This window comes from Kitasatospora sp. NPDC024654, assembly GCF_055559155.1.
In genome coordinates this window covers 22,566-32,625 of sequence record NZ_JBVHLF010000058.1, presented here as the reverse complement: position 1 = coordinate 32,625, position 10,060 = coordinate 22,566, and the positions used below count along the sequence as shown (strand labels likewise).

Here is a 10,060-nt window from a genome sequence, read left to right as displayed (position 1 = left end):
CCTCTCCCCCCCCCCGCTTTTTTTCGCCCCTCATCGGGGGGGCCTCCCCCCCCCCCCCAAAAAAAAACGAGGGCAGGGCCCCCCCCCCCCCCCCCCCACCCCCCCCCCCCGCCCTCGGGCGGGACGAGCCGCAGGAGGCGGCCCGCTCGGTCAGGACGGTTACTTCGGGTCGCGGTTGAACTTCGAGGTCGACCAGACGTACCCGAGCACCGCGAGACCCAGACACCAGACGACCGCGAGCCACCCCTTGTCGCCGATCCCGCTGCCGAGCAGCAGCCCGCGCAGGGTTTCGATGGCGGGTGTGAACGGCTGGTACTCGGCGATCGGTTGGAACCAGCCGGGCATCGAGTGGACCGGGACGAAGGCGCTGGACAGGAGCGGCAGCAGGACCAGCGGCATCGCGGTGTTGCTGGCGGCCTCGGGGTTCGGGCTGACCAGGCCCATCCCGACCGCGATCCAGGTGAGCGCCGTGGCGAAGAGCACGAGCAGCCCCAACGCCGCCAGCCACTTCAGGACGTCGGCATCCCTGGACCGGAAGCCGATGGCCACGGCGACGGCGCCCACCAGGACCACGCTCGTGATCGACTGCAGCACGCTGCCGACGACGTGCCCGACGAGGACCGAAGGGCGGTGGACCGCCATCGTCCGGAAGCGGGCGATGATGCCCTCGGTCATGTCGTTGGAGACGGACACCGCGGTTCCGACCACGGTGCTGCCGATGGTCATCAGCAGCAGGCCCGGGACGACGTACGCCACGTACGCGGAGCGGTTCGGACCGCCGCCGCCGATGCCCGAGCTCATCGTGTCGCCGAAGACGTAGACGAAGAGCAACAGCAGCATGATCGGGGTGAGCAGCAGGTTCAGGGTGAGGGACGGGTAGCGCCGCGCGTGCAGGAGGTTGCGCCGCAGCATCGTGGACGAGTCGCGCACGGCGAGGGAGAGGGAGCTCATCGGACGGTCTCCTGGGACTGGTCGGGGACGCCGGTGCCGCCGGTCAGGGCGAAGAACACGTCGTCGAGGTCGGGGGTGTGCACGGTCAGCTCGTCCGCCTCGACGCCGGCCGAGTCCAGTCGGTCGAGGATCGAGCGCAGCTCGCGCTGGCTGCCGTCGCCGGGGAGTTGGAGGGTGAGGGACTCGTCGTCGCGGGTGACCCCGCGCAGGGCGAGGGCGGCGGACCGGTACGCGACCGGGTCGGCGAAGCGGAGGCGGACGTGCCCGCCGGGGATGAGGCGCTTGAGTTGCTCGGCGGTGCCCTCGGCGGCGATCCTGCCGTCGTTGAGCACCGCGATGCGGTCGGCGAGCTCGTCGGCCTCCTCCAGGTACTGCGTGGTGAGGAAGACGGTGACTCCGTCGGAGACGAGCTCGCGGATGATCTGCCACATGTTGTGGCGGCTGCGCGGGTCGAGGCCGGTGGTCGGCTCGTCGAGGAAGATGATCCGCGGGTTGCCGACCAGGGTCATCGCGATGTCGAGGCGGCGCTTCATGCCGCCGGAGTAGGTGGAGGCGGGCTTCTTCGCGGCCTCGACCAGGTCGAAGCGTGCCAGCAGCCCGGCGGCGGTGCGGCGGCCCTCGCGCCTGGAGAGGTGGTGCAGGTCCGCCATGAGGAGCATGTTCTCCTCGCCGGTGATCAGGTTGTCGACGGCGGAGAACTGCCCGGTGACGCCGATCGCCGCGCGTACCGCCTGCGGGTCGGCGGCCAGGTCGTGGCCGCCGACGCGGATCTCGCCGGAGCCGGGGTCGGCGGAGACGAGAGTGGAGAGGATCTTGACGACGGTGGTCTTGCCGGCGCCGTTCGGGCCGAGCAGGGCGAAGACGGTGCCTGCCGGGATGCGCAGGTCGATCCCGTCGAGGACGTGTTTGTCGCCGTAGGACTTGCGCAGGCCGACGGTGGAGATGGCGGCGGGCGGCTCCTGGCCGTCGCTCTTCCTGGGCGTGGGCATGACAAAAGAGCGCATGGGCCCTCCCGTTCGAAGGCTGAAGTGGCAGGGGGATTGGGCGAGGTGGGACTGGTACCGGGGGGATGGGGGTGCTCAGGCCCTGGCGCGGAGGATGTCGATGTTGCCGTTCCGGGTGCGGGCGCGGACCTCGACGGTGTCCTCGGTCTCCTCCGGGGTCTCGGAGGCGGTGAGCGTGTTGCGCACCTGGCCGGAGCCGGAGCTGACGTCGAGCCAGGCGGCCGTGCCCTCACGGATGCCGACCTCGATGGCGCCGTAGGAGGTCTCCAGCTGGATGGTGCCGCGGGCGACGTCGGCGACGCGCAGGGTGCCGTGGGCGGTGGTGGCGGTGACCGAGGCCTCGGCGCGCGCGATGTCGATGTCGCCGTGGGCGCCGCTCACCCGCAGGTCGCCGGTCGCGGCGCCGACGGTCGTGGTGCCGTGCGAGTTCTTCAGGACGGCGGGGCCGTCGACGAGGCCGACGCGCAGGCTGCCGGAGCTGGTGGTGATCTCGGCCGTGCCCTCGACCCGGTCGACGGTGATCGAGCCGTGCGACGCGGTCAGCTTCAGCGGGCCGGTCGTGTCGAGGCGGACGTCGCCGGACGAGGTCTTCACGCGGACCTCGCCGAGCCGGCCCTCGCCGAGCACCTGGGTCCAGGCGCCGGTCAGGTCGACGCGCGAGCCCGTGGGCAGTTCGACCGTCACGTCGACGGTGCCGGTGCGGCCGAGGCCGAGCAGATTGGACTTGGGCGTCCTGACGGTCAGTACGCCGCTCGCGTACGTGACCTCGGTCTGGCCGGCCGACCGCACGTCCCGGTCCTTCTCCGGGTCGCGGGGCCGCACCTCGACGACGGTGTCGAGGCGGTCGCCCGCGACGAACTGGATGGAACCGGCCTCCACGTGCGCCGTGGCCGAGATCGGTTCGGGGGTGTCGAAAGAAGGCATGGCTGTCCCGTCCTCTTGGGTCTTCAGGACGTCCCCGCTGGTGGGACGTGGTGTGGTGAAGTGGTGGGGGTGGGGCGCGGCTAGCGCACCCAGCCCGTGATGCTCTGTCCGATGCTCTGGGTCTTCCCCGTCGCGCGCGGCCGGGCGCCGCCGTCGACCGCGGCCGACACGGCCCGCACCAGCCACGCGTTGACCGACAGGCCCTCGCGGCTCGCGGCCTCCTCGGCGCGCGCCTTGAGGTGGGCCGGCAGGCGCAGATTGACGCGGGCGGTGCCGCCCTCGTCGCCGTCGGCCGGGGCCGCGGTCCTGGGCGGCTCGAGGGGCGCGGCCGGCTTCGCGGTGGCGCCACCGTCGGCGGGCGGCGGCGTCACCACGAAGTCGGGGTCCAGCCCGCGCAGCCGTACGTCGACCGAGCCGGGGGCGAGCTCGCGGGTGATCTCGTCCATCGCGGCGGAGAGCACGTTGAGCATGGTCAGCCGGGTCGCCGACTCCAGGGGGGCGATGAGCCGCTCGGCCAGCTCGCGGGCATCTTCCCCGCCGGCTTCGGCGGCCACCGTCAGTTCGCGGCGGAGGGTGTCGACATACGGGGTGAGGTCCATGGCGCCATCATGGCAGCACCATGGTGCCATGCGCAAGCCCAGATGGCGCCCTGTGCGCGACGGGCTCGGGGATGGCTGCCCTACCTGCGGAAACGTGAAGGGGGTGCCCCGAGCCGTGGTGGCGTCCTGCGCGCTCATGTGCCTCTTGGGGCATGCAATGGCGCCGGCGGCGCCGAATGGTGCCATGTGGTGCCATGTGGTGTCACCGGGTGGTCCTCTGCGCCTCGCGCTCTGCCGCTGGGCCGCCGGTCGAGCCGCTCCGCACCCGGGTCGACCGGCGGGGGTCCGGAGAGCGTACGGAAGTGCCTCCATGCGGAAGCGCCTCCAGTCGTCCCGAGGCGGCGCCGGCCGTGATGGTGCCGGGTCGGCCGGTCGGCTACCGGTGAGCGGTGATTCCGGTGAGGATCAGGTCGATGCCGGCGAGGAACTCCGCCCGGTCGTCGTGCTTGCGCAGTTGTCCGGCGACGTTCCGGGTGAACGCGTACTGGTCGGGGTCGAGTTCTGCCCATGCGGTCGCCGTGGCGTCGAGGAACTCGGTCCGGTCCGTGTCCGTGGACCGGTTCGACGGGCACCGGCAGCACGCCGACCACATCACCCCCGCCGTGCCGCGCGCCCGCGCTCACGCCGGAGTTCCAGGGCGCGCCCACCGAAGTCCTGTGGCGGGACCAGGGCTTACCGAAGTGCTACGGTCCGGGGCGGGGGACGTGTCGCGCGCCGCCGCGGTGGCAGGGTGACGGTGTGTCCGGTAACCGATCCTCCTGGCCGTGCGCCGCCCTGCTGGCCGCGCTCACCGCCGCGCTCGCCCTCACCTTCACCCGTGGCGGCACGCTCGGCCATCGCGATCCGCTCTACGGCTGGTACGCGGTGGACCTCGCGCTCTTCGCCGCCGCCGTCCTGGCGCTGCGCCGGGCGCCGGGGCGGCACGTCACCGCACTGGTGCTGGCGGGCGGCGTCGCGGTGGCCCTGAGCGGCCTGCTGGTGCCGCCGCGGACCAGCGACGACGCCTACCGCTACCTGTGGGACGGCCAGGTGCAGGCGGCCGGGATCTCGCCGTACGCCTACCCGCCGGACGCGCCGCGACTGGCCGGACTGCGGGCCGAGGCGCCCGCGCTGTTCCCGCCGCACGGACCGTGCGTCGACTGGGACGAGCGGATCGCCGCGCCCGGCTTCTGCAGTCACGTCAACCGGCCGAACGTGGTGACCATCTACCCGCCGGTCGCCGAGGTCTGGTTCCTCGGCCTGCACCTGGTCGAGCACGGCCACGGGGTGCGGGCCGCACAGGCGGGCGGGGCGCTGCTGGCGGTCGCCACCACGGTGTTGCTGCTGTTGGTGCTGCCAGCGGAGTGCCGGCGCCGGGCGGCGCTCTGGGCCTGGTTCCCCGGCACCGCGGTGTGGGCCGTCAACGACGCCCATGTGGACACCCTCGGTGCGCTGTTGACGGTGGCCGGGCTGGCCCTGGCGGTGCGCGGACGGCGGGTCGCGGCGGGCGCCGCGCTGGGCGGCGCGGCGGCGGTGAAGCTGATCCCGGCGCTGGCCTGGCCGGGTGCGCTCTCCGGAGTGCTGGCCCGCCGGCCGCGCTGGCGCGACCTGCTGCTGCCGGGCGCGGCGGTCGCCGTCTTCGTCCTGAGCTACCTGCCCTACCTCCTGCTCTCCGGGCCCAAGGTGGTCGGCTTCCTGCCCGGCTACCTGCGTCAGGAGGGCTACGACCAGGGCGATGTGCAGCGGTTCGGTCTGCTGCGGCTGGTGCTGCCGGACTCGGCGGCGGCGGTCGGCGCGGTGCTGGCGGTGCTGGTCGCCGTGCTCTGGGTGCTGCGGTACGGCGATCCGGCCCGGCCGTGGCGCGGGGCGCTGCTGGTCACCGGGACCGCACTGCTCGCCCTCACGCCCGGTTACCCCTGGTACGGGCTGCTGCTGGTGGCGCTGGTCGCGTTGGACGGCCGCTGGGAGTGGCTGGCCGTGCCGGCCGCCGCCGAGGTGGTGTACCTGGCCGGCACCAGGACCGAGCAGCCGGCCTACGCGGCGGCGCTGGTCCTGGTGCTGGTCGGGGCGGCGGTACGGTGGCGGCTCACGCGGCGGGGGCGTCCTCCAGCCGGAAGCCGACCTTGACGGTCACCTGGTAGTGCTCGATCCGGCCCTCCGCGACGTGGCCGCGGACCTGCGTCACCTCGAACCAGTCGATGTGGCGCAGGGTCTGGCACGCACGGGCCAGCGCGTTGCGGATCGCGGCGTCGGTGCCCTCGTGCGAGGAGCCGACGATCTCGGTGACCCGGTAGGTGTGCTCGGTCATGGCGGCCTCCGTGACGGTGGCGGGTTCCCTCCCTCCACCGTGCGGCATCGGCCACCGGCCCGCGCGCCGGGCGCGGTCCGTCGCGGGGCCCGGTGGTGCGGGGCGGCTCAGCGGTGCAGCGCGAGGAAGCAGCGCCCCCGCACGCTCCAGCGCTCGCCCGCGGTCAGCCCGACCCCGGCCGCGCAGCGGGCCGCCGCGCTCGCCCCGAGCCGGGCCCAGGCGAAGGGCGGCCCGCACCGGCCGGTGGCGTCCTCCACCCGGACGGTCACCCGCTCGTCCACCGCGCCCGGCTCGACCTCGGCCAGCAGCACTCCGCCGGGCGCCAGCAGCTCGGCGGTCCGGGCGAGCAGCGCGGCCGGGTCACCGCCGATCCCGAGGTTGCCGTCGGCCAGCAGCGCGGTGCCCCAGCGGCCCTCGCCCGGCAGCCGGTCGAAGACCGACCGGCAGAGCGCGGCGCCGCCCAGCCCGCGGGTTCGGGCGACGGCCGCGCCGGTCAGGTCGACGCCGAGCGCGGGCAGTCCGAGCGCGAGCAGTTCGGTCACCAGGCGGCCGGGCCCGCAGCCGATGTCCAGGACCGGGCGGCCCGCCGCCAGGCAGCGCAGCAGCAGGCCGCGGTCGGCGGCGTCCGGCGGTGCGCACCAGCGGTCCACGTCCAGCCGGTGCCGGCCGCCGTCGGCGCGGCGCAGCCAGAGCGGGCCGCGGCCACTGCGCATCGCCTCGGCGAACGGGTCGTCGATCCACGGGCGCGGGCCGACGGTCGGTCGGCCGACGATCGGCCGGCTGACGGTGGGCGGCGTCATCAGGCCACCTCGCCGGTCCGGGCCAGCGCTCGCCAGCAGGCGGCGAACCGGCCGTCCGGGGCCAGCGCGGCGACCTCGGCCGCGTCCACCGCGGTGTCCACGTCGGTCAGCTCGGGCAGCCGGCGTACCGACAGCCCGGCCCCGGCCAGCCGATCGAGCAGCACCGCACCGGTGTCCGGGGTGGACATCGGGACCCCGACCAGCAGCCGGCGTGCCAGCGCGGGCTCGGGGCGGGCCAGGCCCAGGGCCCAGAAGCCGCCGTCGCGCGCCGGGCCGTACCAGGCGTCGGCGCCGGCCCGGGCAGCGGCGGAGAGCGGCGCGGCGAGCGTCTCGGCGCGCAGCTGCGGGGTGTCCATGCCGACCAGCAGGGCCGGGGCGGTCGAGGGCGCGTGCCCGAAGGCGGCGGCCAGCCGGACGTCCAGCCCGCCCGTCGCCTGTGGCACCACCCGCCAGCCGGGCGGCAGCCAGCGGCCCGGCTGGCCGTCCAGCACCAGCACTCGCCGCCCGGCCGGGACGGTACCGAGGGTGGCCAGGGTGTCCGCCAGCGCCGCCTCGGCCAGCTCGGCGGCCTGCCCGGCGGTGTACGCCGGGCTGAGCCGGGTCTTCACCCGGCCCGGCACCGGCGCCTTGGCGATCACCAGCAGGGTGGGCGGGGGAGCGGCCAGCACCGTCCGCATGTCCCGGACGGCCTGCCGGGTGCCGCGCAGCGTCCCGGTCACCTTGGAACGGCCGGCCCGTGGGCGGTAGTCGACGTCCACCTCGGCGATCACCAGCCCGGCCGCACTCGCGCTGAGCACCATCTCCAGCGGATAGCCCGAGCGCCGGTCGCCCAGGCCCAGGGCGAGCAGCCGTTCGCGCCGGGCCGCCCGCATCGGGCCCAGGTCGTGCAGCGCGGCGCCGGTCCGGGCACGCAGCCGGCGGGCCAGCTCGGCGTTGGCCAGCCGGGCGTGCAGCGGCCAGGCGCCACGAACGGTCGGGCGCCGCCGGCCGAGCACCAGGTCGGCCGCGCCGGAGCGCACCGGGTCGACCACGCGCGGCAGTTGGGCCGGATCGAGCGAGCCGTCGCAGTCCAGGAAGCAGACCAGCTCGGCGCCGGCCGCCAGCAGACCGGTGTGGCAGGCGGCGCCGAAGCCGCGGCGTGGCTCGGCGACCACGGTGGCGCCCAGTGAGCGGGCCAGCTCGGCCGAGCCGTCCCGTGAGCCGTTGTCCACCACGATGGCCCGCCAGTCGGCGGGGATCCGGTCGAGCACCCAGGGCAGCGCGGCCGCCTCGTCGAGGCAGGGCAGCACCACGTCGACCGGAGGAAGGGGAGTCGGTGAGGTCACGACCTCCACGCTAGGCAGCCGGAGCGTGCTCACCGGGCCAGCGGCACCTTACGGAACTCCTACGGTCCGGCCGGCTCCCTGCTCCGGCGCCCGTCAGCCGGCCGGCTCCTTACGGAAGTCGTACGGTCCGCCCCGGACCCGGCTCCGAGGGGCGCGGGTTTCCTATCCTCGAAGCGTGACAGTGACTCCCCCCGCCGCTCCGGCCGCGCCCCCGCCCGCCGCCCGGGTCCTGGTGGTCGACGACGATCCGACCGTCGCCGAGGTGGTGACCGACTACCTGCTGCGGGCCGGCTACGCCGTGGACCGCGCCGCGGACGGCCTGGCTGCCCTGGACCGGGTCGCCGTGGGGCGCCCCGACCTGGTGGTGCTCGACCTGATGCTGCCCGAGCTGGACGGTCTGGAGGTGTGCCGGCGGCTGCGCGCCGAGCCGGCCGGGCCCGCGGTGGTGATGCTCACCGCCAAGGGCGAGGAGTCCGAGCGGATCCTCGGCCTGGAGCTGGGCGCCGACGACTACGTCACCAAGCCGTTCAGCCCGCGTGAGCTGGTGCTGCGGATCCAGGCGGTGCTGCGCCGGCAGACCGCCCCGGCGGCCCTCGCCGACGCCGCCGCGCCGCTGGCGTCGGGCGACCTGCGGCTCGACCCGCAGGCCCGCCGGGCCTTCCGTGGCGAACGTGAACTGTCGCTCACGGTACGGGAGTTCGACCTGCTGAGCTTCTTCGTCAAGAACCCCGGCACGGCCTTCGGGCGGGACGAGCTGATGCGCCGGGTCTGGGGCTGGGACTTCGGTGACCTGTCCACCGTCACGGTGCACGTGCGGCGGCTGCGCGAGAAGGTCGAGGACGACCCGGCCGCGCCGGTGCTGATCAGCACGGTCTGGGGGGTGGGCTACCGGTTCGATCCGGCGGGCCCGGTGGCCGGTGCGTCCGGCCCGGTGGCCGGCACGGGAGGTGCGTCCGCGTGAAGGACCTGCTGGTGATGGCGCTGATCGCGGCGGCTGGCGCGGGCGCGGCCGGGCTGGTCGGCTGGCCCGCGGTGCGCTGGCTGCGCCGTCGGTCGGTGGCGCTCTCGCTGTTCGCGGTCGCCGTGGTGACCGTGCTGGCGATGGCCGCGGGCACCCTGGCCGTCGCCCAGGCGATGTTCCTCTCCGGGCACGACCTCGGCGTGGTGATAGCGGTGCTCTGCATGGCAGCCGTGGTCTCGTTGGCGACGGCCGCCGTGCTGGGACGTCAAGTGGTCGCCGGTAGCCGGGCGTTGGCCCGGGCCGCGCGGACCGTCGGCAGTGACTCCGGCTTCACCGCGCCAACCGGGCCGCTGGGCTCGGAACTCGCCGAGCTGAGCGCCGAACTCGCCGCCACCAGTGCCCGGTTGGCGCAGTCGCGGGAGCGCGAGCAGGCACTCGAGTCGTCCCGGCGCGAGCTGATCGCCTGGATCTCGCACGACCTGCGCACCCCGCTGGCGGGGCTGCGCGCGATGGCCGAGGCGCTGGAGGACGGTGTGGCTCCCGAGCCCGCCCGCTACCACGCCCGGATCCGCACCGAGGTGGACCGGCTGACCGGAATGGTGGACGACCTGTTCGAACTCTCCCGGATCCAGGCCGGCGCGCTGACCCTCTCGCTCTCCCGGGTCTCGGTCTACGACCTGGTCGGCGACGCGATCGCCGGAGCCTACCCGCTGGCCCGCGAGCGCGGGGTGCGGTTGAGCGGCGAGCAGGTGGCGCCGGAGCCGGTCGAGGTGGACGGCCGGGAGATCACCCGGGTACTCGGCAACCTGCTGATCAACGCGATCCGCTCGACCCCCGCGGACGGTGTGGTCGCGGTGGCGGCCCGGCGCGAGCGCGGCGAGGTGGTGCTGTCGGTCACCGACGGCTGCGGCGGGATCCCGGAGCAGGACCTCGCCCGGGTCTTCGAGACCGGCTGGCGCGGCGGCACCGCCCGTACCCCGCGGGCCGCCCGCCACGCGGCCGGGCGCCCACCCGGCGCGGCCGTCCAGCACCACGGGGACACCGGCGCCGGCCTGGGCCTGGCGATCGTCCGCGGCATCGTCGAGGCGCACGCCGGCCGCGCCTCGGTGCGCAACGTCCGCGGCGGCTGCTGCTTCGAGATCGCCCTCCCGGCGGCGGGCCCGTTCAGCACGGTCTGACGCCCGGAACCCGGCTGCCGGGGCGGGCTCG

The 10,060-nt window shown here is 75.1% G+C and carries 10 protein-coding genes and 2 pseudogenes; 3 read left to right on the top strand and 9 right to left on the bottom strand.

The window, feature by feature from the left end; all coding sequences use genetic code 11:
* Nucleotides 1-159 precede the first annotated feature (159 nt).
* The 5 genes and pseudogenes from ACZ38L_RS27700 to ACZ38L_RS27680 form a co-directional block, all read right to left on the bottom strand.
* A complete protein-coding gene (locus ACZ38L_RS27700) occupies nucleotides 160-951 on the bottom strand; it encodes an ABC transporter permease (protein WP_465698255.1) in 792 nt (263 codons plus the stop codon).
* Nucleotides 948-1,940, bottom strand: a complete 993-nt coding sequence (locus ACZ38L_RS27695) for an ATP-binding cassette domain-containing protein (protein WP_465698287.1) — start codon at nucleotides 1,938-1,940, stop codon at nucleotides 948-950. Before ACZ38L_RS27695 ends, ACZ38L_RS27700 begins: the two co-directional genes overlap by 4 nt.
* Nucleotides 1,941-2,030: 90 nt before the next feature.
* Nucleotides 2,031-2,879 (bottom strand): DUF4097 family beta strand repeat-containing protein, encoded by an 849-nt coding sequence (locus ACZ38L_RS27690; protein WP_465698253.1) that lies wholly within the window; start codon nucleotides 2,877-2,879, stop codon nucleotides 2,031-2,033.
* 80 nt (nucleotides 2,880-2,959) lie between these two features.
* Nucleotides 2,960-3,478 (bottom strand): hypothetical protein, encoded by a 519-nt coding sequence (locus ACZ38L_RS27685; RefSeq protein ID WP_465698251.1) that lies wholly within the window; start codon nucleotides 3,476-3,478, stop codon nucleotides 2,960-2,962.
* A gap of 376 nt (nucleotides 3,479-3,854) precedes the next feature.
* Nucleotides 3,855-4,066: pseudogene (locus ACZ38L_RS27680) on the bottom strand (TetR/AcrR family transcriptional regulator); the annotation flags it as partial.
* A gap of 150 nt (nucleotides 4,067-4,216) precedes the next feature.
* Here ACZ38L_RS27680 and ACZ38L_RS27675 point away from each other — a divergent pair.
* A complete protein-coding gene (locus ACZ38L_RS27675; protein ID WP_465698249.1) occupies nucleotides 4,217-5,584 on the top strand; it encodes a glycosyltransferase 87 family protein in 1,368 nt (455 codons plus the stop codon).
* Here the strand turns inward: ACZ38L_RS27675 and ACZ38L_RS27670 are convergent.
* The 4 genes and pseudogenes from ACZ38L_RS27670 to ACZ38L_RS27655 all read right to left on the bottom strand — a co-directional run.
* Nucleotides 5,544-5,765, bottom strand: coding sequence for a dodecin (locus tag ACZ38L_RS27670; RefSeq protein ID WP_465698247.1), 222 nt, complete (start codon nucleotides 5,763-5,765; stop codon nucleotides 5,544-5,546). The two genes, ACZ38L_RS27675 and ACZ38L_RS27670, sit on opposite strands and share 41 nt — an antisense overlap.
* Before the next feature lie 107 nt (nucleotides 5,766-5,872).
* Complete coding sequence (locus ACZ38L_RS27665; protein WP_465698246.1) at nucleotides 5,873-6,565, bottom strand: class I SAM-dependent methyltransferase; 693 nt, start codon at nucleotides 6,563-6,565, stop codon at nucleotides 5,873-5,875.
* On the bottom strand, nucleotides 6,565-7,242 hold the full coding sequence (locus ACZ38L_RS27660) for a TIGR04282 family arsenosugar biosynthesis glycosyltransferase (RefSeq protein WP_465698285.1): 678 nt from the start codon (nucleotides 7,240-7,242) through the stop codon (nucleotides 6,565-6,567). The genes ACZ38L_RS27665 and ACZ38L_RS27660 overlap by 1 nt, the downstream gene beginning before the upstream one ends.
* Nucleotides 7,216-7,923, bottom strand: a pseudogene (locus ACZ38L_RS27655) (glycosyltransferase family 2 protein); the annotation flags it as partial. The gene ACZ38L_RS27660 and the pseudogene ACZ38L_RS27655, both read right to left, overlap by 27 nt.
* A 142-nt stretch (nucleotides 7,924-8,065) precedes the next feature.
* On the opposite strand from ACZ38L_RS27655, the gene ACZ38L_RS27650 reads away from it, so the two are divergent.
* Both ACZ38L_RS27650 and ACZ38L_RS27645 read left to right on the top strand, forming a co-directional pair.
* Entirely contained in the window at nucleotides 8,066-8,851 is a 786-nt protein-coding gene (locus ACZ38L_RS27650; protein WP_465698244.1) for a response regulator transcription factor, read from the top strand.
* A complete protein-coding gene (locus ACZ38L_RS27645; protein WP_465698242.1) occupies nucleotides 8,848-10,029 on the top strand; it encodes a sensor histidine kinase in 1,182 nt (393 codons plus the stop codon). The genes ACZ38L_RS27650 and ACZ38L_RS27645 overlap by 4 nt, the downstream gene beginning before the upstream one ends.
* The last annotated feature ends 31 nt before the right edge of the window (nucleotides 10,030-10,060 follow it).

Excerpts from the sequence above, each read along its gene's own strand:
- ACZ38L_RS27700 (WP_465698255.1), bottom strand. The coding sequence starts at position 951 with ATGAGCTCCCTCTCCCTCGCCGTGCGCGACTCGTCCACGATGCTGCGG.
- ACZ38L_RS27695 (WP_465698287.1), bottom strand. The coding sequence starts at position 1,940 with ATGCCCACGCCCAGGAAGAGCGACGGCCAGGAGCCGCCCGCCGCCATC.
- ACZ38L_RS27690 (WP_465698253.1), bottom strand. The coding sequence starts at position 2,879 with ATGCCTTCTTTCGACACCCCCGAACCGATCTCGGCCACGGCGCACGTG.
- ACZ38L_RS27685 (WP_465698251.1), bottom strand. The coding sequence starts at position 3,478 with ATGGACCTCACCCCGTATGTCGACACCCTCCGCCGCGAACTGACGGTG.
- ACZ38L_RS27670 (WP_465698247.1), bottom strand. The coding sequence starts at position 5,765 with ATGACCGAGCACACCTACCGGGTCACCGAGATCGTCGGCTCCTCGCAC.
- ACZ38L_RS27665 (WP_465698246.1), bottom strand. The coding sequence starts at position 6,565 with ATGACGCCGCCCACCGTCAGCCGGCCGATCGTCGGCCGACCGACCGTC.
- ACZ38L_RS27660 (WP_465698285.1), bottom strand. The coding sequence starts at position 7,242 with ATGCGGACGGTGCTGGCCGCTCCCCCGCCCACCCTGCTGGTGATCGCC.